This window comes from Paenibacillus sp. FSL R7-0345, assembly GCF_038595055.1.
In the GTDB taxonomy this organism is placed as follows: Bacteria; Bacillota; Bacilli; order Paenibacillales; family Paenibacillaceae; genus Paenibacillus_AQ.
Map to the genome: position 1 here is coordinate 1,609,162 of NZ_CP152002.1, position 22,961 is coordinate 1,632,122.

The window sequence follows — 22,961 nt, forward strand, 5'->3', positions numbered from 1 at the left end:
GCTACGGAATAATGATGACATTGACTGATAAAGAATATTCCTTTAAATGATGGAGTGAGGATGATCTATCAAAAGCTTGTCCATTTTGATTATATTCTTGGATTAAAATTGCTGCATACCCAGATGTATAAGCTGTTGCAAAGGATACTCCTGTATCCAAGGTCATTTTTTCATTTAGATATGAAGAAATAATATCCTGGCCTGGAGCAAAAACATCAACTTTTTTGTTTTTGAATTCTTCGGTATATAGCTCTCCTGTGGTGTTTAACATGCCGTCACTGATACCATCAGGAAAATAATAAATTCCTTTATCCTCAAGATTTTACTTTTACCACACCCATTGCTGAATGAATGGGGCAGCAGTAGTATAACCTACCTGAACTTGTGATTATCTCCAAACTACCCTCAGAATCATCAGATACCACCGTATTTAAAGTCAAAATAAATAGAGTCTGTAGATGACCGCCATGAGCGTGGTCGCATGGGGAATAAGAATGAAACGGAAATAAGTGAACTTTCGTTACAATCAATACAGCAACTATTACCTCGACGTGGCCATATTATTCCTGCGATAATCTGTAGGAGAGACTCCGGTTTCTTTTTTAAAGATGCGGTTAAAGGATCTATAGTTCTCGAACCCGATGAATTCAGAAATCTCAAAGGTTTTGTAATCAGTGGTGATTAGCAGCAGCTTCGCCTTCTCAACTCGCAGCCGGGTAAGATATTGAATAAAGCTTTCTCCAACGGCTTTTTTAAACATCGTGCTGAAATAAGGTACGCTGTAATTAATAGAAGCAGCCAGTTCCTCCAGCTTATAAGGATAGCTGAGATCTTCACGCATGTGTTGAATGATTCTTGAGATTGAAGCATCAATCTTGCGGCTACCCTCCTGCAGCTGTTGAAGCTTGCTGAAATAAGCACAGGTGGCCTCATGCACCGAGTTGAAGGTTTGGCACAGCTCTAATTTTTTGCGGAGGTCTGCTTCTAATTCTGCACCGCCTTCGGCTCCAACTAAGGCGTGGCTCATATTCAGAAAAACCCGCAAATATAAGGATTTTATCTGCTCTGGGTCCCAGCAGTGCTCCAAAGCTTGTCGGTAGAGAGAATTGCGTTCCTGCTCCAGTGCCGAGGCATTTAGATACGGCTCCAGTAACGCCTGCTGCAGCACCTTGCTCCAGAACCGATTTAGCGGCTCAGGTATGCTGTGGAATTGGGCTACTGTTCCCAACTCCTCGATACGGATGCTTTCATCGTAGCGGTAGAAAAAAGGGTATGGTGCGGACGACAATTGTTTAAGCGCATCTGGATGAAGCTCTAATCCGTGCTCGAACCGGCACTGAAGAGCAATACAGTTCATTTTTAGATTGGTAGCAGTGGACTCGAGCACCTGCTGTAGAAATCCGGGGTACTCCAGACTCATAGTATCAGTGTAAATAGCTAGAAAACGTCCCTTATCCAGGGCAATGACTTTATTCGCGCCAATATTGCTGAGCAGTTCCTTTAACACATTGGCTCCGGCAAATTGCCACAGCTTCAGCTCTTCTTGCTGGTCAAACGAAAAGCGCAGGGAGTTTCTGTCGAGCTCAAGCAGCAATGCTGTAAAAGAGTTGCTGTAGATCGAGAGCTGGGCCTCCTCCAGGCTACGTAGCCATTTGGCTTCAGCAGCAGGGTTCAGCAGCATATCCAGAAACAGGCTTTGTTCAATCTCAATTTCGCTCAAGCGTACCTGCTGCTCTAGCTGGAGCTGCTTTTCCCGAGATTTATCAAATGATTCTACTTGAGTCGCTAATGCTTCCATGGTTCTGGTGAGCAGCTCCGGGTCGGAAAGACAGTCATCCTTGATGAGATAGGAAGAGGCTTTCAGCTGAATGGCTTGTTGGGCATAATGAAAATCCTGGTGGCAAGTTAGGATAATAACCTTTGGCACATGTTCCCCGCTTTTTTCAATTTCCCTAAGCATCTCCAGCCCGTTCATAACCGGCATCGTAATATCTGTTACGACCAGTTCCGGCTTATGCTTCAGGAACAATTCCAGCCCGTCCATGCCATCCTCAGCTTCACCAACCAGGCTAAACAGGTCGTCACGCTGCTCAATAAAATGGCGGAATATTTCGCGGGCAGGAGTTTCGTCTTCCACGAGTAGTACTTTATGGTGCTTCATGTGGCTCCTCCTTTATCATTACGGTTTCAAGCAGCAGCGTGATCCGAATGGTGAAGCCGTCCCCATCTGAATTCAGCTCGATATGCGCCCCGGTTCCGAATAGCAGCTTCATTCTCATCCACACGTTCAGCAGCCCGATGCTCTCGGTCATTTCCTCTCGTTGCAGATGGAGCTGTAATTGGGTCAATTTATTGTCCTCCACCCCAATTCCATCATCTATAATCTCCAGTATAATTTGCTTTGCTGTAAAATCATTGAAGACATGTACAGTGATATGCCCTTCGTTCAATTTCTTTGGAAGAATGCCATGGAAGATGGCGTTCTCGATAAGCGGCTGAAGGCTTAGCTTAGGAATAAACATCCTTTGCAGCGGTTCCTCAACCTCGAACAAAAGGTGAACCTGACATTTATAACGGATATTTAGCAAGCCTACATAATCTGTTAGATAATCAAGCTCTTTCTCCAGTGGAACGGTCTGTTCAAAATTTTCCATCGAGTACCTTAATAGTGCAACAAGGCGTCCCATCAGCATGTTGATTTTGTCGTAATCCTTCATAAGTGCGAACATGCGAATGGTATTCAGCGTGTTGTACATGAAATGGGGATTAATCTGTGATTGGAGCGCGCGTATTTCCAGCTTACGTTTTAAATCCTCAGATTCACGCAGATCTCCGAGCAAGTCTTGAATTCGGACGGACATAATATTGAGCATACGACCGAGATCTCCAATTTCATTGTTCGCAAAATGAGTGACCCGCGCATTGAAGTTCCCCTTTTTAATGGCGTCGACCTGGCGTTTCACGGCTTGTAGTGGTTTATATAGCTGATAGCCGAAGCCGACAACACAAAGAGCACCAAGCAAAACAAGAATCAGGAGAAAATAGGTTACCGTGTCGCGAATGATTTGTGTGCTGGCGGTAAGCTCATTGGAGGGGATCTCCGAAACCACAATCCAATGATCATACGTAGAGGTCTGCTTGACGGAGACAATGGAGGTGCCAACAGCAAATTGTGTAGGACGATCTATTTCCTTCCAATGCTTAAGAATGTTATGTACACGCTCGTTCTGTTCCCGCGTCTCCAGCTTACTGGTGGTAGCAATGGTCTGACCGTCTTCCGTAAGCAGCGAAATAGAGCCGTGGTTGCCGAGCTGGATATTCTCAATTTGCTTCTGATACTCGTCGTTGCTCATGGAGATCAAGAGCACTCCCTTTAAGTCTTCATACATGAAGAAGGGAACCCGTGAGATGTAATAGGTAGATGAGTCCAGTATTCGCAGTTCAGGCAGCGAGTGCTTATCAAGAAAGAGGCCGGTCTGTCCTGAGGACAAATAGGCTTCGATCAATGGTTTATAGGGAGAGCTATCCAGCGTAGCAGGTGCCTCTGATGAGGAGAAGACTTCATCTGTAATTGCTGAATATACGAGTAGTCCCTCTACATTTCCGATGATTGCTGAGGCTGTACTGAGTACAGAGATCAGGTCTCTTTTGCGGACAACCTCTTCAAAATATTGTTCTGACGGTGTAACCAATGCATCTTGTATGGAGGTATTGCGTGAATATTGTTCACTTAGCTCTCTGAATCTGATCATGGTTAGCTCAATCCGGTCGACGACTTGATTAACGAGCTGGGCATTGAGACGATTTACTTGTTTCTGTACCGTATTGCTGGATACGCTTACAGAAATATAAGACAGGACAATTAAGGGGATTACAGAGATCGCGAACATGACAACAATCATTTTGAAATAGAAGCTGCGTCTTAAAAAACTAAAAAAGGATGACTTCAAATGACCACTTCCATTATTATTATAATTTATTTTTAATTTAATTTTAATTTATATTGATTATAGTACATCAGCACTCTGGCATAAACACAAATAAAGTGAAATATTAAAAACGGTTACACATTGGCGAAAATCCGGCATGTTCACAATTGCTGCTCTCTTTTATAATCCAAAGTGTCACATACAAGAATGCGCATTCAAAACTGAAGTAATGGGGGATGACAATGAGCCTTACTAAAAAACAAGCATCTTTGACGTTAGCAACGGTGTTACTAGCTTCAACAATAGCGGGTTGTTCCAGTAATAGTAATAGTAATAGTAATAGCGGTAGTGGTAATAGTACAGCGAATAGTGCTGAAACAGGGGCAACATCGGCACAGGCTAAGCCGACCAATATTAAGGCGATGACGATTCTCTTCGGCGATCCACCGGCAACACAGAATAACAAAGCCAAAGAGGATTTGGAGAAGCGGGGAAATGTAAAGCTGGACATTACCTTCGTACCTTCCGAGGCATATGCAGATAAGCTTTCAGTGGCGATCTCTGCAGGAAATTCCTACGATCTTATGTTGATGGACGGCGGGAAAAATGATAATTTCGTCAATCTTGTGAAGATGGGTGCCTTTCATGATCTAACTCCGTACATCGAAAAAACGAAAAATCTTAGTCTAATCGATGAGCAAGTGTGGAATGGTCTAAAGGTAGAAGGTAAGGTCTATGGAATTCCACGTCCACGTGGTCTGTATGGTGGCGGGGAAGCTAGTATTATCATCCGCAAGGATTGGCTGGATAAATACAACATACCTTTACCTGAAACGATGGATGAGTTGACTCATGCGCTTGAAGTGTTTAAGGAAAAAGACCCGGCAGGCGGCGGCAAAACAATCCCGCTTACAGCCTTTGCAGTTGGTACTCCGGGACCTTTCGGAGGAGTAGCTCCAATGAAATTTGCATATGGTCTTCCAAATGATTGGAAGATTGAGGATGGAAAGGCAGTTCGTGACTTCCAAACTCCTGAATACAAAACTTATCTGGATTGGCTTAAAGATGCTTGGAGCAAAGGTTTAATCGACAAGGATACACCGGTTCTTAAGGGACAAGCACAAACACGCAGCAAATTTTTATCGGGTACGGCAGGTGCATTCATCGGTAACGTAACTGATCTTTTGGAAACCAATCTTGAGAAGCTGAAGCAGATCGATCCGAATGCTGAAATGGCGATCATAGATATGCTGAAGGGGCCTGATGGAAAGACCGGTGTAGCTATTTATTCCGGATACTACGGACTGTGGAGCATACCAAGCTCTGTACCAGATGATAAGGTTCAGCAAATAATCGATTTCCTTGACTTTTCGGCTTCCGAAGAGAATGCGGATTTCTCTAAGGCAGGTATTAATGGAGTTCACTCCAGTGGACTTGAAAATGGCGTAGCTGTGCAGACAGCTGAGCAGAAGAAGCAGTATGACTTGGAAAAACCTAGCAATTTTGTATTGGAGAACAGAGTGAATCCTTACGTATATGCCAATTCCCAGGAGCAGGATATCCTGAAGGTTCAGATGGAGTCGCTGGATCGAATTAGCAAAGTTGGGATCGAGAATCCGTTCCTCAGCTATACCTCTGAGACCGCTAGTAAGAATCCTAATCTGCTGCAAAAGATGAGCGCTGTGATGACGAAATATGTGCTTGGTGAAGGTAGCTGGGATAATGTGCAACAAGAAATCGATGCCTATACTAACGGAACGGGGCTACAGATCGCTAAGGAAATGATGGATCAATACAACGCAGATCATTAAAGAAGTCAATTTGGTAGATGAGAAAGGGGGAATCCCCTTTCTTTTCAGGATAAGGGGGTTTTCTACATGCAGACAGCGATGAGTTCGAACCGCTTTCTTAAATATTGGCCATTCTATGTACTGGCGGCACCGGGGCTTATATATTTCTTGCTTTTTAATTATTTACCGATGTCCGGTTTGTCATTAGCCTTTAAAGATTATAGTCCCTTCAAAGGCATTTTAGAAAGTCCGTGGGTAGGGTTTGATAATTTCAGACAATTCTTCGGAACATCCGATTTCTATATGCTGTTGAAGAACACATTGCTGCTCAGCTTACTGAATATGGTTATTTATTTTCCATTTACGATTATTTTGTCGCTATTAATCAATGAAGTACGGCTCAATGTATTTAAACGCTTTTCCCAGACCATTGTCTATTTGCCACACTTTTTATCCTGGGTCGTTATTTACGGAATTACGATTTCCTTTTTTGGTCCTTCGGGTGTGATCAATCACTACTTGGAGCAATGGTTTGGTACAAGTGCGAGCTTCCTGGTCAGCAATGAATGGTTCCGGCCACTGGTCATTTTCCAAGCGATTTGGAAGGATGCGGGCTGGGGGACGATTATTTTCTTAGCAGCACTTGCCGGAGTCAATCCGGAGATATATGAAGCGGCAAAGGTGGATGGAGCCAATCGCTTACAGAATATTTGGCACATCACTTTACCGGCGATCAAAAGCACGATTGTGATTTTGCTGCTCCTGCGTTTAGGCTCATCGCTTGATTCGAATTTTATGCAAATATTCTTGATGACGAACAGTCTCAACCTGGACGTTTCCAATGTATTTGATCTGTACGTCTACCGTGTCGGCCTGGAACAGTTTAATTACAGCTTCGCCATTACGGTAGGTATGTTTAAATCTATTGTCAGCTTGATCCTTGTTGTCGGAGCGAATTATGCGGCAAGACTGCTGGGCGAAGATGGCATATTCTAGAATTGGAACAGGAGTGGGGCGTCATGAGAGTACGGTTCACCTGGTTTGACAGCATCATTGTTGTGTTCATTAGCTTAATAAGTCTACTGGTAATACTACCTTTTCTTTATATTATTGCAGTATCGTTCAGCCCGGCAGCAGAATCGATGTCAGGAACCTTCTACATTTGGCCGAAGAGCTGGACGCTGGATGCCTACAGCTATCTCCTGCACGCAAACAGCTTTATGGGCTCCATTAAAAACTCACTCATCATCACGATCATGGGAACCTGTATCAGCTTGTTTGTATCCATTACCCTGGCCTATGCAATCTCGAAAAAGTATCTGCCGGGCCGACGGGTAATGCTGCTGCTTATTTTCTTTACGATGATCTTTCATGGCGGATTGATTCCTAACTATCTGGTCGTGAAGAATCTGGGCTTAATCGATTCGTATTGGGCGGTTGTGCTTCCAGCAGCTTCCAGTGCATTTAATATTCTAGTAATCCGCTCGTTTTTCCAGAGCCTCCCGGAGAGCTTGGATGAAGCGGCGCGTATTGACGGTGCTGGCGAGTTCAGAATTTTATTCTCCATTGTACTTCCGTTATCGAAACCGATTATTGCAACCTTTACGCTGTTTTTTACGGTGCAGTTCTGGAATGACTTCTTCTCCTCTGTAATCTATATCAATGACACCTCGCGCTGGCCAATTCAACCGCTGCTCCGGCAGATGGTCGCGATCGGTTCTTCCAATATTTCAGCAGAGGCATCCGTCGATGCCTCACTTGCGGCCAATCTTGGACCCAATGTACAGAATGCAGCGATTCTGCTGGCCATGCTGCCGATTATCATAGTCTATCCGTTCCTGCAAAAGTATTTCGCGAAAGGCGCGATGCTAGGCTCGATTAAAGAGTAAAAGCTACTTACAATCAGGATGTCATTGTTATCTCTCGCAAGTAAAAAATGATTGGGGGGCGTTGCTATATGCTCGGCACGATTGAACTGCTTCATGGTTTGGACATGGGAACGAAGGAAGGCTTCAGGGAGAAGCTGTTTCTGGAGGCTCGCACGCAGGAATATCGTAATTTTCGTGATGATGCACTGAATATAGAATGGGTTGAGGAGGTTCGGGCATACAAGAACCAGCTTGATAAGCAACCGATTACCGCGCTAACGTATTCAACGTTTAAGCTGTTTTCGGAGCAAGGGTCAAGAGTGGAGTACGAGAGCTTGTATTTTGCAAGACGCTTGCGTCTGAACGCATATGCCTTGCTGGTATTAATGGATGAGCGGCCAGAGGATGTAGCCAGCCTGGAGGACATCATTTGGGCGATTTGTGATGAATATACATGGTGCGTTCCTGCGCATCTTGCGAATAAAACGGGGGACCAGCTTCGTTACACCATCGATTTGTTTGCAGCTGAGACGGGCTGGGCATTATCAGAGATTGTAGAACTCACCAAGAGCAAGCTTGCTCCAGAGATTATCGAGCGAGTGGAGAGAGAGGTTACGGCACGTATTCTGGAACCCTTTATGGAGCTTCGGCCGATGCATTGGTGGGAAACCGCGACGAATAATTGGGCTTCTGTGTGTGCAAGCTCGATCGGAGCATGTGCGATCTATTGGATTGAAGACAATCAGATTTTGGCGCCGGTGTTATCTCGTGTTGTTCAGGTGCTGCGCAATTATTTATCAGGCTTTGGAGAAGATGGAGCTTGTACCGAAGGCTTGTCTTATTGGAAATATGGCTTTGGCTTTTATGTTGCTTTTGCTGAATTGTTACGTGAGAGAACGAGTGGAGTGGTAGATCTATTACAGTCGGAGAAAGTAAAATCCATTGCGTTATTTCAGCAGCACAGCTATTTATACGAGAATTTTACGATAAGCTTTTCGGATGGCTCTTTAACCTCATCCTTCCATGCCGGCTTAACCTCGAGGCTAAGTGAGCGAATCGGGCAAGTGCAAATTCCGGATATGAAGTATCGCTCCAGGTTTGGTGAAGATCACTGTCACCGCTGGATTCATGCTGCGCGGAATATTTTCTGGGTGAAGCCAGAGGGAAACAAGTCGGCAGACTCTACGTTAGCTCCTTCCAGTTGTTACTGGAAGGATGCAGAGTGGTTTGTGACACGATCGCAGGTTCAAGGGCATACGGCGGTATTCGTAGTAAAGTCTGGACATAACGATGAGCATCATAATCATAATGATGTCGGTAGCTTCATTCTGCATTTGGATGGGGAGACCTTTCTGGTAGATGCCGGTGCAGGAGAGTATACGAAGGATTATTTTAGCTCTCGAAGATATGAATTTGCAGTTGCCGGGTCACAGGGACATTCGGTTCCGATCATTTGTGGGCAATATCAGCAGGCAGGCAGGGAATATCGCGGTGAAGTTATTCAAGCTGAGTTTGGTGAGCATACCGACCGATTTGTAATCGAACTGTCCGATGCGTATCAGGTAGATTCCTTATTAGAATGTCGGCGGACGTATCAATATGAACGTGCGAGTGGTGTGTTGAACTGTACGGATGAATATAAGCTTGCTGAACCTTGTTCGGACGTTCGCAGCAGGTTTGTAAGCTTTCTACAGCCGGTAGAAATAGCAACAGGTAAGCTTCTATTACGTGGAGAACGACATTCCGTGCTGGTTCAATATCATGCACTGACATGTACACATATGTGGAGTGTTACAGAATATATAGATCATCATCATGATGTGAGAACCCTGTACATGCTTGATGTGATGCCGCGGGATATGAAGAATGAAACCACTGAAGGTACTGAATTCAAGGTAGAGGTATCATTCACACCATTATGGGAGCATGAGGGGAGCAGATATGAGTAAAGAGTTTGCGGATGCAGTGTTAAAGCGCCTTGAGCCAAAGGTAGACCGGATGCTGGAGCAGATCGGCGATAAATGTCCTCATGTTGCAAGGGAAGATGGAATCTATGATAACACGGGCAGTGACTGGTGGACTTCAGGCTTTTGGCCGGGACTATTGTGGGTGATGTATTCTGTCACTGGCAAAGAGCGATACAAAGAAGCTGCATGGCGTTGGGATGAGGAGATCGAGCAATGGTTCGTTAAGACGAATGAAGAGCTGCATCATGATGTAGGTTTTCAATTCTTAATGACTGCCGTCATTAAGCATACGTTAACCGGTGATAAGGATGGCCTGCGCAGAGGGCTCGAAGCCGCTAATTTCTTAGCGGGACGCTTCAATCCGGCTGGAGGCTTCATTCGTGCCTGGAACATGGACAAGTACGGTTGGGCGATCATTGATTGTATGATGAACATCTCTTTATTGTATTGGGCTTCGCGTGTATCAGGCGATCCTAGATTCAAGCATATCGCTTCTATTCATGCCGATACGGCTCTCCAGCATTTCATTCGCCAGGACGGCTCGGTAAATCATATTGTGAGCTTTGATCCGGAGAGCGGAGAGTTTCTCGAATCGTTTGGCGGACAGGGTTATGGGCCGCATTCGGCGTGGAGCAGAGGGCAAGCCTGGGCGATCTACGGTATGGCTAATACCTATCGTAATACAGGAGAGATTCGTTATTTGGAAGCTGCCAAGCGTGTTGCTCATTACTACATAGCATCCCTGCCGGAGGATTCCGTTCCCTATTGGGATTTCCGTGCAGAGCAGCGGGATGGGCAAGAGGAGCCAAGAGACAGCTCAGCAGCGGCCATTGCAGCATCCGGGCTGTTGGAAATTGCGAAGCTTGTGCCAGCAGTAGAAGCTGAGCTTTATTACAATAAGGCATATCGTATTCTGCAATCTTTAACAGAGCATTATGGAACGTGGGATCAGCCTAACCATGAAGCGATTCTAATTAAGGGTACAGGGCATAAGCCTGCTAATTCGAACATTCATGTTTCACTTATTTACGGCGATTACTTTTATGTTGAGGCAATAGCTAAAATAAGTGGCTGGCAGCAATGCATATTCTAAACTACTAGAAGCAGGGGAGGTAAGAATATGATTGATGAGAGGCTTCCGAAGATTTGGTATGGTGGGGATTATAATCCTGAGCAGTGGGACGAGGCTACGATGGAAGAGGACATCCGGATGTTTAAGCTTGCCGGCATTGATCTTGCAACCGTTAATGTCTTCTCATGGGCTAAATCGCAGCCAGATGAGAATACCTATCAGTTTGAATGGCTTGATCGTATTATGGACCGACTTTCTGAAGCTAATATTTCAGTGTGCCTGGCTACCAGTACAGCTGCACATCCTGCATGGATGGCGAGAAAATATCCGGATGTTCTGCGGGTGACGTTTGATGGACGCAAAAAGAAATATGGCAGCAGACATAACTCCTGTCCGAACAGTCCTACGTATCGCCACTATTCGCATGAAATGGCTAAAAGATTAGCAGATCGATATCAGAATCATCCTGCGCTTGTGGCTTGGCATGTATCGAATGAATATAACGGCTATTGTTATTGCGATAATTGTGAACGCGAATTCCGTAATTGGCTGCAGAAGCGTTATGGTACCTTGGAGAAGCTGAATACAGTATGGTATACCAGCTTTTGGGGTCATACCTTTTATGATTGGGAGGATATTGTTGCTCCTAGCGGATTAAGTGAAGAGCAGCCAGGCAATAAATCTTATTTCCAGACGATTTCGCTGGATTATCGCCGTTTCCAATCAGATAGTCTATTAGAATGTTATCTGATTGAATATGAGGAATTGAAACGTGTGACTCCGAAAATTCAAATAACAACGAATCTAATGGGAACCTATTACGGCTTGGATTATTTTAAATGGGCGAAGCACTTGGATATCGTGTCTTGGGATAACTATCCTTCTATTGATACTCCGCCAAGCCATACCTCGATGTCACATGATTTAATGCGCGGTTTAAAGAGTGGTCAACCATTTATGCTGATGGAGCAGACACCAAGCCAGCAGAACTGGCAGGCTTACAATGCGCTGAAACGCCCAGGTGTGCTGCGGCTTTGGAGTTATCAGGCGGTTGCACACGGTGCCGATACATTATTATACTTTCAATTGCGACGTTCGATCGCAAATTGCGAGAAGTATCATGGGGCAGTGATTGAACATGCTGGACATGAACATACGCGCGTGTTTAGAGAGAGTGCGGAGATTGGTAGAGAGCTGCAAGTATTGTCTGATCACATCCTGGATTCACGGCTATCCTCAAAAGTTGGGATTATATATGATTGGGAGAATCGCTGGGCAATTGATTTATCCAGTGGTCCGAGTAAGCTGCTAGATTACGTTAATGAGGTTCATAAGTTCTATGATGCCGCGTATCAGCTGCATATTCAGACTGACATGATTGGTGTCGAAGAAGATTTGAATGCATATGAGGTCGTAATTGCACCGGTTATGTACATGGTCAAGCCAGGCTTTGCTGAACGTGTTGAGCAATTCGTACAGCAAGGCGGTATATTCATTACAACCTACTTCAGCGGTATTGTCGATGAACAAGATAGGGTACAAGTAGGAGGATATCCAGGCGAGCTTCGTAAAGTGCTCGGAATCTGGGCTGAGGAGATAGATGCATTACTACCGGATCAGTTCAATCAAGTGGTGATTAACGATACAAAGGGGTATTTGCAAGGGGAATATCAGTGCAGCATACTCTGTGACCTCATTCATTCAGAAGGTGCGGAGGTCGTTGCAACCTATGGTTCCGATTTCTATGCCGGTATGCCATCCTTGACCGTGAACTCGTTCGGGAAGGGACAAGCCTGGTATGTCGCATCCAGCTGTGAGTCTCGATTACTACAGGACTTATTGCGAACGGTATTTGCAGAAAAGCAGATTACACCAGTGCTTGATGCACCAGCTGGTGTTGAGGTGACGAAGCGCAGCAAAGAGAATCAGAGCTTTATATTCGTGCTTAATCACAATCCAGAGCCCGCTGCGATTCCTCTGCAAGGAGAAGTGTACATTGATCTGCTAAGTCGCGAAACAAAAACTGGCGTGTGTGAGATACCTGGTCAAGGGGTTTGGATCCTCTCAGAATAAAGCAAAGAAATAATAATCGGCTACTCATATAAATGAGTAGCCGATTATTTGACTTAATAGACGCGAATCTCAATAATCTCTGCAGAGGGGCAACCGTTTGTAGCCTCGACGGTAATTCGGAGTTTGGTTACAGCAATCGACTGCGCTAAGGTATGAATATGTTTTCGTTTATGATTGTTGGTCATATGCGCTAACAGTATCCATACACCATCAGAGCCCAAAGCTTCAAGCCGATAGCTCTTCACAAGCTCTGGAATGACTCTAAATGGTGTTGTGTGATGATGAAGATTAATTAGATCTTCATTTACGTCATCATTTAACGTGATATGGATTTGATCGATCATGACAGGGCGAGGCTGATCTTGCCAGCTTAGTTCAAGGTAAGCTTCCTGCCCAGCTATTAGCGGCTCGGAGATCCATAGATGTGGAACACCATAAGGCCGGGCATAACCGTCAATAATATGATCTGGCGAATAGGCTTCTGTATCAGGATAAGCCCGGAAACAAAGCGGATGACGATCGAACGGATTACGGTTCCATTGCAGTAGCGGTTGCTCTATATCACGGTCCTCGAGATCTGTTGATACAACATGACGTTGCAGCTTAGAGAATGAAAGTACTCCAGTTAGTGGTTCCCTTGAAGCATAAATGTTCAATGCAGGATTCTCTTTTATGATGATGAACAGGTTCTGTGGAACATCAGGTTTCCAAGGTAAGTCGATCGATACCCATTGTGTATCACCCTTTACGATGCTTGTTGATCCAGTGATTTCAAGCTGATGCGGGATATAGTTCTCGGCTCTGCCAGTGCTCCAGCCTTGTATTTCGATGATTGTATCTGATGCTGAATCAACAAGCAGCTCAATACGTTGCAACTCAGGTGCTACAGGAATCAGTAATCCAATATCTGTAGTGAGCTGGTGGGCTTCAGCTTGTTGCTCGCAAGCAAGCTTGCGTAATGAGCTGGATGACGTGACCGTCGCGGTGCGGGCTTTATCTTGCTCATCAATATTCCGTACTCCTATCAGCGAAGCATCCTGGCGAAGTAAGGTTTGCTGAAGCTCTGTAACATGCTGTTCGGCGATGCTTCGTGGTGTGATCCGATGCTGCACTGCCAGTGCGGCTCCGGTTCCCGCTGCTTCGCCAATGACGGCACATGTTGCCATAACTCTTGTTGTTCCAAAGGCGACATGGGATGCACTGATATTACGGCCTGCAAAAAGCAAGTTGCTCACATTGGCAGAGTATAGTGAACGGAAGGGAAGATGGTAAATACCGTCAGGTTGCATATGTTTGGAGCCGGATTCGGTTGAATATACCCCTTGTGGTGGATGTAAATCAATGGACCAGCCACCAAAGGCGACACGGTCATTAAACTCACGTTGTGCGATAATATCGTTCTGGTTCAGCACATAATCGCCAACAAAACGGCGGTATTCCCGTTTGCCCGGCAAAGAGCCTATCCATTCTAAGGTCATGTTAGCAGCTTCGGGGAATTCCCCGGAATTTTTAATATAATCCCATATTCCATAGATAACAGCCCATAGCTCGTCGCGAATACGTTCATTATCATGCACAGTGTCTAATTCTCCACCCCATTCAATCCACCAATAGTGGCAACCCGAGGTTCCGCTCTTAATGACGCGTTTCACAGGGATCGAGGTTGAGGTGATATCCTTGGCGAAGCTTGGTGCAACATAGGTAATGGGTTCACCAGCATCCTTAGTATAGAATAAAATCGTGCTGCCCAGCGTAATTTCATCGGCTTCGAGGGGGGCCCAGCTCTCGTTATATTCGTGTTGAGCTTCTCTCCCTAGTCGATATTGCGCACCTGCCAGAAAACCGATAAGTCCGTCTCCCGTACAATCGAGGAACATGTCGCTTTCAAATCGCAGTTGTCGTTCAGAGCCCATCATCCAGCCGCTTACTGAAGTGATCTCCGTTGATTCTGAGCATGCATTCGTCTCAACATCACGAACGTCAGTATTTAGGAACAGTTGGATATTAGGCTCTGCCCGAACCGCTTCTAAGATTGTTAAATCCCAGATGTAGGGATTGCCTTCCGGATTGCGGTATTGATTTTCAATAAATAATTCACCCATGATGCCTGTTTCACGAGCATATCGATTATTACCATGAGCCGTTGCACCGCATACCCACACGCGAACCTCGCTACTAGAGTTACCACCCAGGACGGGACGATTATGAACTAGGGCCACCTGCTGTCCAAGTCGGGCTGCCGCGATTGCAGCACATACTCCGGCAAGACCGCCGCCAATAACGGTAACCTTTGAATGGATGGTTTCTTGTCTCATTGGTTGACTGACCTCCTGTATACTAAACAATAATTCTTTGTTTAATAACATTGTAAAGGAATGATGTCAGATTATTAATGCATGGAATTATCATGACCATATCCAAAATTACAAGGAGTGAACGATATGCTCGATGATATATTGGAATATGTTCCAACCGCTATTTCACACGAATATATGCAGCAAAAGCAAAAGTTCCTGTTACCATCTGACACCTATTCTGATTGGGTACTTTTTGCAATCACTGAGGGCAAATTTAACTTTCGTATAGATGAAACGGAAGGCACAGCCGGCTTTGGGAATATCGTATTTTGCCCTCCGGGTATCCTTTTCGAGCGCGAAGTGGTTGAGACCGTTTCATTCTTTTTCTATACTTTTGAGTGGAGAAAATGGAGTACTATTGTGAAGGAGTCTCTTCCATTTCCAATGGGTCCCATTACCTTTATAGATCATGATCGCTTGATCTCAACTTATACCTATATGAAGCGAGTGTCAGCGCTACTTAATAATGAGCAGCAACTGCAATCCATAGAAATGTTATTCTCGGATTTATGGCATCAGTATTGGCTGCAAAAAAAAATGAGTGAGCAGGATTACCCCTTACGAAAGCCTTCCCCCTTAATGATTCAGGCTAAAGAATGGCTTCAGCAAAATGCCTATCAGCCTGTCAAAATCAAATCATTTTCTTCACTAGTCAACATTTCACCAGTGCAACTAACCCGCCAGTTTCAATCAGCATTTGGGGTGACACCGCTTGAGTTTTTAACTTCCTTACGTATTGAACGAGCCAAGAAGCTACTTCTTGAAACGTATTTCAACCTGGACGAAATTGCAGAGTTATGTGGGTATGAGAACGGATATTATTTAAGCCGATTGTTTTCGAAGAAGGTTCAGATCAGTCCATCAAAGTATCGGCTTATGTATCGGATTTGAACAGAAGCGGCTTTCTTATGCGGCTGCATGCTTTTTTGAATACGGAGATATGAATCGAATTCTACAGCGGTACATGGGTGCTGTGACGAATAGCTATAAGCGGAAAGAGTACAATCCGGAACTTGATTGTTGACCGGCTTGGAGTCAGTGTGAATATTGATCCAGAGTTTATTCTTGAAGTAGATAAAAGCGGAATAAACTATTATTTAGATGAACTACCTGAGTGGGCACAATGATAGAGAATTACAAAAAAATACAACGTGAGATTGCGAAGGACTTAGGGATCTCGCGTAGTTATGTGTCGCGGATAGAGAAAAGGGCACTGATGAGGCTCTCTTGAACCTTGTTCAAAATAAATAGGCCAAAACACTAATACCTCCGACCATCAATGCAATAATAAAGAGCCCGCCTCCCGTAATCACCACTGATTTTCTTTTTTGGGGGTCATCTGCTGTATTCTTATAAGCACTGATAAAGAATAGTGGTAACCCTAGGAAACCAAGCATAGCCCAATTCCCAATGGTCTCTCTTTGCTGATTAAATAAAGAATAATGTTCGAAAAATTTAATTAAACCAATCAGAATAGACATGCACGCAATCAAAATCATACCTATTGACAGAAATAGATCGTATTTGCGCCGATTTTTTACGATATGAAATATAATTAGGAATGCTAATCCGATAGACAAAAATAAATATAAAGGCAAAGGAAGACTGTTATAAAAGCTTATTATAGCGAACACTCCTAACTCTTAGCACGGATGGTGTAATTTATGGTTATTGTAATCTGTAACGGCAAGAAAGGCCATCCCTTTTGGGACGGCCCTTCTTGTAAGTCTGCTTGTAATTGAACCTCTTTTACTTCACAGTCTCCAGCAACCTGGAAACAATCGTAGCAAACTCTGCTCTAGTAATATCTTTCTCAGGTTTAAATGTATTGTCAGCGTAGCCTGTAATAATATTATTGGATGCGAGTGCATCAATGGAAGCATAATACCAGGCATTTTTTTGAACATCTGTGAAGGATGCATTTCCTGTACCAGTTAATTTAAACGCTCTAGTTATCAGCGCCGCTAATTCACTGCGGCTAATCTTCTGGTCTGGACGGAAGCTTCCATCACTATATCCGTTCATCAAGCCTGACCCGGCAGCTGCACCAATAAAGGTATTTGCCCAATGCGTTGACGATACATCTGTAAAGTTACTTGCTTGACCTTCAAGTCCCATGTGAGTTGCAATGACCTTAATGGCTTCGGCACGGGTCAATCCTGAATTCGGACGGAAAGTACCATCGGCATAACCCGTCAGTAATCCCTTAGCAATGAGCGTGTCAATGCTTGCTTTTGCCCAATGATTCATTGTATCTGTGAAACTGACAACTTCCGGCTGAGGTGCTGGTGTTTCTATAGGTGTTGTTGTTGCTGGAGGAGTCACTGTGCCTGCTCCAGTACCTGGAGCCGGGTTAGTTGTTCCATTATCTACGCCTGGATCAGGATTAGTAGGGTTTGAAACGTATTGAAGTGCCGGAGCAAAGGTTGTAAGGATTCTGGCTTTACTTTGCTGCTCAAGTGCATAACCCATCCCGAGAATCTCCGCATCATCCCATGCTCTGCCAACAAGCTGCATAGAGATAGAATATCCGCTGTCATTCGTTCCTACAGGAACTACTACCGTAGGCAATCCGACAGTAGACGTTAGTACGCCCGTTCCGCGGTCAGAGCTTAATTGGGAAGCCGCTGCGTCATTGTTGTATACGTCACTAATAAATCCCGCATAGACAACAGCATCCACTTTATTATCGTCCATCCACTGTTTGATAACTTCCTTATAGTCTGTTCTATACTTGATATAATCTTGAACCGCCTGTTCAGTCATACGAGTTGGAGTACTGTATGCTCTTTGATTATAAATAAGCACCTTATCTGAAGCCAGTACACTTGCTCCATCAATGTAAGGGAAATCTTCATGAAGCTCAATGTAGCGTGCCCAGCCTTCAGTAGATCCATTAATGCCCGAAGGACGACTAGGACCTGATGGTACTGCAGACATTTCAACCATTGTTGCACCGGCTGCTTCAAGCTCTGAGAACTTATCCATTACGGCTTGTCCGGTATCATCATCGGCAAATGTGGATACAAAGGATGCAGGAATATATCCGATTTTTTTACCTTGCAATGCATCAGAATCTAGTGATTCCTTCCAGTCGGCCGGACGCTTATTATCAGCATCGGCAGTCACTGTAAAGATATCCTTTGGATCTGTACCCGTTGTAGCATTCAAAATAATAGCCAGGTCCGTTACGGTTTTGGCAATAGGGCCTGCATAATCCTGTCCCCAGGTGAGTGGCATTACACCAGTAACACTTGCTATACCGTCTGTACCACGGAAGTTAGTTAAGCTTGCGCCAGTAGATGGTGCATAAAGAGATACCCCTGTTTGTGATCCCATTGCCGCAGCTGCGAAATCAGCGGCGACAGACACGGCCGATCCTCCGCTGGAGCCAAACGATGTTTTGGATGGATATAGCGCATTCCATGTCTGCATCCATCCGCTTTCACTAAAGCTTCCGCTATTAGCAAACTCGGAGGTATTGGTCTTGCCAATAATAACAGCTCCAGCTTCTCTTAGTTTAGCAACCTGGAAGGCATCAGCATCAGGCTGCCAGCCTTCGAGAGCCTTTGTACCGCCTGTAGTCGGCATATCTTTGGTATCATATAGATCTTTAATGGCAATAGGAATCCCTAACAGATCCCCTTTTGCACCTTGCGCCCGGGCATCATCAGCAGCTTTTGCCTGGGTTAGCGCCGTTTCAGATACATGCAGGAAGGCATGTAATCCCATTTGACCTTCATCATAAGCTGTGATTCTATCTAAATACGCTTGAGTAATCTGGACAGAAGTCGTTTTACCGTTCATCATATCCTGCTGCATTTGTGCAATGGATTTATTCGTCACATCGTAAGGGGATGAAGTTACTAGTGCTTTGGCTGCAGGAGCATTTGGAATAACCAGGCTGTCTCCCGTATCAAGTCCCTCTATACCGGATATATCCCAGTTACTGATTGAACGAATTTGTGCGTTGGTTAATCCGGTCACATCCAGCTGACTATTAAGTCCATTAAGCCTAGTAACTAGATTGTTCAATCCTTCTTCGCCGGCTTCTCCAACTTGTACATAATGTACCAGGGATTTCGACTCGCCCGGCCCAATATCTAAGGTATTAATGAACCCGTAGAAATTCGCATCATTTCCGGATTTAGCTAAAGGTGTTGTGAATGGATCCTTTTGCTGATTACCCAGACCGGTTAATCCACTATTAAATGGAGATGGAGAGCCAACCGCAATACCAAGTGGTTTATTGTTTCTAGCGCTGCTGTCTACTACAATCCATGAATCATCTGTGGTTACCTCCAGGTCATTGGAGTAGGTTGCCTTTACTACTGAAGCATTTGCCGCTGTACCATAGCCTAAAGAGCCACCGAAGGATACATCGACCTTTACAGCTTCCGTATTAACATTAGTGAATGTATCAAAGAATCTCGTTCTATTATTTTTTGTATCGACATACACCGCTCGAGTAACCGTTACATTTCCCAGGTTTACAGATTGAGTTGAAGTGAAAGTATTAACGCCATCGAATTTCAAGTCAAACCCGCGCATCATTTGACCATTCATCAGTGAAGCTGAAGCGGAGGAGACTTTAACAAAAATATTGCCGAAGCCTTGTACTTGTGTAGATCCGACTGTTCGTAAGCTTCCTGTGTCTAAGCTGGGAGCAAAAACATCGTGAATCTCCCATACTGTGCCGCTTTCTGAAGTGACTCTAGTTAAAGCATCCGCTGTTTGGAACGGAATGACTCCGGAAGCCATGACGGATAACGCAATTGAAGTAGCAATGGTTTGCTTTTTGCTCCAATTATTTTTTGCCGGTAAAAAGTCAGGTGGAGTGGAGCCAGAATGATTTTTTTTAGTTTTACGCAGACGTTTAGACTTATTCATTTAGTGATCTCCTTTTCCTCTATGTATATTATTAATTTATGTTAGGGAATATAACATTGTTAATGTTTTCAGTCAATAATTAATATAAAAATTAATATATTTCAAGCTGAATACATGAAGGAAAAGGTTTATATATAATTTTATGTAATAAATATAGCGAATTAAAGGCGTTATATATAACATTATATGATACTATTGAGGGAGGTTGTTCTATAGATCGCAATCTGATAGAGGAGCGAATGCAACGGGAAATCGTGATAGAAGAGGGGGCAGAAGAAGACGCCGGGCACGTTGCCCGGCGTCTTCTCATGTTAACCAAGTACGAGTGCGCTCTCCGTTATCTTAACCTTGAGCTGCATCCGTGTTCATATAGTTAATCGCCCACATATGGCCGTCCAGGTCCTCAAAGGCCCAATGATACATGAAGCCGTAATCCTCAGGCTCTTCGTACGATTTCCCGCCCAGGGAGACAGCAGTATTCACGATTTCATCCACCTTTTCCCGGCTCCCGAAGGCCAGTGCGATCGTCATTTGTGCATACTTTTCCGTGTCAACGGTCTCCTTCTGCGTAAGCGACTTTAATATTTCTTTGGTGAGCAGCATGACCTGCAGGTTATCGCCGATTATGATGGCTACCGAGTCTTCATTATCGGGGAATTGCGGGTTAAGCTCGAAGCCGAGTCCGGTGAAGAACGCCTTCGATTGTTTTACGTTGTTTACAGGCAGATTGATGCTCGTGAAGGTGGACGTTAATGCCATTGTTAAACACCTCATCATCAGATTAGTTGGAATCGTAATGTTTTTGTTCGCTGCTCCTGTGAGATAGGTTAACCCCAGACACGTACTCTTGGAATCCTTGCCGTTCTTAGATAATCCAGCAATTGGCCGGTATGGACGGATTCATGATAGGCTACTCTAGCAACATGTCACCCAAACTTCTTATCTTATTTACGGTAGAAAAAGGCTGTTTTTCAAAAGGGGAATCAAATGCTGTCAGACTGCCCCGATTTTGGATAGCCAGATGATAATAATATTCGCTTTCTAGAACATGCCTAATCATCTCCCTGCAATTCATTGCTTCATTATCAGGTTTCCATGTTAGTTTTACGAATGAATGTTCGAATAAAAGAAAACATAATGAGCGGATATCCTGGGGTATATACGCTCATTTATCGCTGCTCTGCAAATCTCCACCAGGCAAATGTTCCGGCTATTCCGGCTACTCCCGTATACGCAAGAATCATGATGCTGCTCAGCTTTAAAGAACCGGTGCCTTGAAATACTGACGGGATGGTCCACGGAAAATAGGGGGCAAATCCAAAGGAGGCCAGCACGCTGGAAAGAATAACGATAATCAGGATGAGTCCCAGTGGCGCCAGGTATCCCTTGGTCACATTGGCCAAAAGCGTGCCGGGGGTGGTAACAAAGATATACAACAGTGATGTTAAAAGGAACCTCAAGAAGATACTCCAGATGACAGAGGCTGACCCGCCCTCAATACCCAGGATAGCCCCCGCGGCAAAGCCTACGGCAAACATATAGATGGAAAGTAACAGGCACCATACCAGAATGACAAGAAATTTGGACAATACTATTTTCGGTCTGGAAACGGGCTTGGCAAGCAAATCTTTAATGGTTCTATCTGAAAACTCCCGTCCAAATACCCATGCCGCGATAAAGGTATATCCTATAAGTCCAAGCGGGGCAAGCGTATCAAGCAATTCGGTCAAATACTGTTCCCAATGGATACCGCCGGCGTCACCGGATAAAACAATGCCTACTCCCATCATGATCGGTCCAAAGCCTAAAACCAGAAACATCAGCCAAAACACATTGGCGCGGATAATCTTGCGGGTCTCACAATATAAAACAGAAAATAGACTCATTATTTATTCCCCCTGGTCATACCAATCGTGCGGAGAAAATATCCCTCCAAATCCTCCGTAATCACCTGAAGCGAGGTTGGCGGCTGATTGCATTTCACCAGCAGTTCAGCTATCCGTTCAGGACGATCCGCTGCGTGGTCACCGGTTAATTTAATAAAACCGTCTATAGTCTCCGCAAATGCATAACCATGCTCTACAAGCACCTTCTTTAAAGCATGCTTGTCCCGTCCGCCTACCACTAAGCTTTTCTGTAAGGATTGCTCCAGTTGATCCATAGCAACTTCTTTAACAAGATGGCCATGATGAATGATTCCAATGCGTGTGGACACTTTCGCTAGCTCCTCTAGCAGATGGCTGGATAAAAAAACAGTTACTCCGAAATTTTTCGCCAAGTTATATAACATATCACGTATCTCCGCCACGCCTGCGGGATCAAGGCCATTGATCGGCTCATCCAAGATTAGAATTTGCGGATTGTGAAGCATCGCTTTGGCAAGTCCCAGGCGCTGTTTGTTCCCTAAAGAAAGATGCTTTGCTTTCTTCTTTTGGTGCGGCTCAAGTCCCAGCTTATAGATAACCTGATGTACGGAATCTTTGTCAGGCACCCCTTGCATCCGCCTTGCGATGTCAAGATTCTCAGCTACAGTCAGATCAGGATAAAAAGTAGCCTCCTCCAGATATCCAACGCTGCTCCATAATTTATAGTTTCCGGCATGGACCTGTTCACCCAACATATAGAGCTTGCCGGAGGTTGGCCTCAGCATCGCCAGGAGCAGCTTAATAGTCGTTGTCTTCCCGGCGCCATTCAGTCCCAGAAATCCGAATATCTCTCCCCGGTGCACCTCCAGCGAAAGATTATTTAATACGGTATAGTCTCCATATCTCTTGTGCACCCCGTCAATTTGTATAGCGGGCGTTCCGGCACTCTTATTCTTTGATAACATTCGCATAGCCTTTAACTCCTTCACGTTAATTCCTAAGTACTACAATCATTTTTACATCCAAAGATAAAGCTGCTTTAAAAGAAAAATAAAGGTTTATAAAGAGGATATAAAAAACTATAAAACGCAAAAAATAGGCTGCTGCCGGGTGTGAACACCCGGGCAGCAGCCTTTATCTTGGTTGCAGA

Annotated in this window: 16 protein-coding genes and 2 pseudogenes; 8 read left to right on the plus strand and 10 right to left on the minus strand. The window is 44.6% G+C overall.

The features are described 5' to 3' along the window. Position 1 precedes the first annotated feature (1 nt). The 3 genes from NST84_RS06925 to NST84_RS06935 all read right to left on the minus strand — a co-directional run bounded on the left by NST84_RS06925 (position 2) and on the right by NST84_RS06935 (position 3,950). Positions 2-271, minus strand: coding sequence for a S8 family serine peptidase (locus NST84_RS06925; RefSeq protein ID WP_342564876.1), 270 nt, complete (start codon positions 269-271; stop codon positions 2-4). Between the two features lie 270 nt (positions 272-541). Then, complete coding sequence (locus tag NST84_RS06930; protein ID WP_342564877.1) at positions 542-2,161, minus strand: response regulator; 1,620 nt, start codon at positions 2,159-2,161, stop codon at positions 542-544. After that, the gene (locus tag NST84_RS06935; protein WP_342564878.1) at positions 2,148-3,950 is read right to left on the minus strand and encodes a histidine kinase; all 1,803 of its coding nucleotides are present in this window, start codon (positions 3,948-3,950) and stop codon (positions 2,148-2,150) included. The genes NST84_RS06930 and NST84_RS06935 overlap by 14 nt, the downstream gene beginning before the upstream one ends. A gap of 221 nt (positions 3,951-4,171) precedes the next feature. On the opposite strand from NST84_RS06935, the gene NST84_RS06940 reads away from it, so the two are divergent. From NST84_RS06940 to NST84_RS06965, 6 genes are all read left to right on the plus strand, one after another. After that, positions 4,172-5,740: an extracellular solute-binding protein gene (locus NST84_RS06940; protein WP_342564879.1), complete on the plus strand. Its 1,569-nt coding sequence runs from the start codon at positions 4,172-4,174 to the stop codon at positions 5,738-5,740. A 66-nt stretch (positions 5,741-5,806) separates the two neighbouring features. Beyond that, positions 5,807-6,715 (plus strand): ABC transporter permease subunit, encoded by a 909-nt coding sequence (locus NST84_RS06945; protein WP_342564880.1) that lies wholly within the window; start codon positions 5,807-5,809, stop codon positions 6,713-6,715. 23 nt (positions 6,716-6,738) lie between these two features. Further along, the gene (locus NST84_RS06950) at positions 6,739-7,608 is read left to right on the plus strand and encodes a carbohydrate ABC transporter permease (RefSeq protein WP_342564881.1); all 870 of its coding nucleotides are present in this window, start codon (positions 6,739-6,741) and stop codon (positions 7,606-7,608) included. A gap of 68 nt (positions 7,609-7,676) precedes the next feature. Then, entirely contained in the window at positions 7,677-9,536 is a 1,860-nt protein-coding gene (locus NST84_RS06955; protein WP_342564882.1) for a heparinase II/III family protein, read from the plus strand. Then, the gene (locus NST84_RS06960) at positions 9,529-10,647 is read left to right on the plus strand and encodes a glycoside hydrolase family 88 protein (RefSeq protein ID WP_342564883.1); all 1,119 of its coding nucleotides are present in this window, start codon (positions 9,529-9,531) and stop codon (positions 10,645-10,647) included. Before NST84_RS06955 ends, NST84_RS06960 begins: the two co-directional genes overlap by 8 nt. Positions 10,648-10,674: 27 nt before the next feature. Beyond that, on the plus strand, positions 10,675-12,699 hold the full coding sequence (locus NST84_RS06965) for a beta-galactosidase (RefSeq protein ID WP_342564884.1): 2,025 nt from the start codon (positions 10,675-10,677) through the stop codon (positions 12,697-12,699). Between the two features lie 53 nt (positions 12,700-12,752). Here NST84_RS06965 and NST84_RS06970 read toward each other — a convergent pair whose 3' ends face one another. Continuing rightward, positions 12,753-15,014: an FAD-dependent oxidoreductase gene (locus tag NST84_RS06970; protein WP_342564885.1), complete on the minus strand. Its 2,262-nt coding sequence runs from the start codon at positions 15,012-15,014 to the stop codon at positions 12,753-12,755. Between the two features lie 126 nt (positions 15,015-15,140). On the opposite strand from NST84_RS06970, the gene NST84_RS06975 reads away from it, so the two are divergent. Both NST84_RS06975 and NST84_RS06980 read left to right on the plus strand, forming a co-directional pair. After that, positions 15,141-15,947 (plus strand): AraC family transcriptional regulator, encoded by an 807-nt coding sequence (locus NST84_RS06975; protein WP_342564886.1) that lies wholly within the window; start codon positions 15,141-15,143, stop codon positions 15,945-15,947. A 247-nt stretch (positions 15,948-16,194) separates the two neighbouring features. Continuing rightward, positions 16,195-16,287, plus strand: a pseudogene (locus tag NST84_RS06980) (sigma factor-like helix-turn-helix DNA-binding protein); the annotation flags it as partial. A 7-nt stretch (positions 16,288-16,294) separates the two neighbouring features. On the opposite strand, the gene NST84_RS06985 reads toward NST84_RS06980, so the two are convergent. The 6 genes and pseudogenes from NST84_RS06985 to NST84_RS07010 form a co-directional block, all read right to left on the minus strand. Next, positions 16,295-16,537 carry a hypothetical protein gene (locus NST84_RS06985; RefSeq protein WP_342564887.1) on the minus strand — a complete coding sequence of 81 codons (243 nt, stop codon included), beginning with the start codon at positions 16,535-16,537 and terminating at the stop codon, positions 16,295-16,297. A gap of 268 nt (positions 16,538-16,805) precedes the next feature. Next, entirely contained in the window at positions 16,806-19,946 is a 3,141-nt protein-coding gene (locus NST84_RS06990) for an amidase family protein (protein ID WP_342564888.1), read from the minus strand. A gap of 342 nt (positions 19,947-20,288) precedes the next feature. Further along, positions 20,289-20,705: a VOC family protein gene (locus tag NST84_RS06995; RefSeq protein WP_342564889.1), complete on the minus strand. Its 417-nt coding sequence runs from the start codon at positions 20,703-20,705 to the stop codon at positions 20,289-20,291. A 68-nt stretch (positions 20,706-20,773) separates the two neighbouring features. Then, positions 20,774-21,051: pseudogene (locus NST84_RS07000) on the minus strand (DinB family protein); the annotation flags it as partial. Between the two features lie 64 nt (positions 21,052-21,115). After that, complete coding sequence (locus NST84_RS07005; protein ID WP_342564890.1) at positions 21,116-21,832, minus strand: ABC transporter permease; 717 nt, start codon at positions 21,830-21,832, stop codon at positions 21,116-21,118. Further along, complete coding sequence (locus NST84_RS07010; RefSeq protein ID WP_342566365.1) at positions 21,832-22,782, minus strand: ABC transporter ATP-binding protein; 951 nt, start codon at positions 22,780-22,782, stop codon at positions 21,832-21,834. The genes NST84_RS07005 and NST84_RS07010 overlap by 1 nt, the downstream gene beginning before the upstream one ends. Positions 22,783-22,961: the final 179 nt, after the last annotated feature.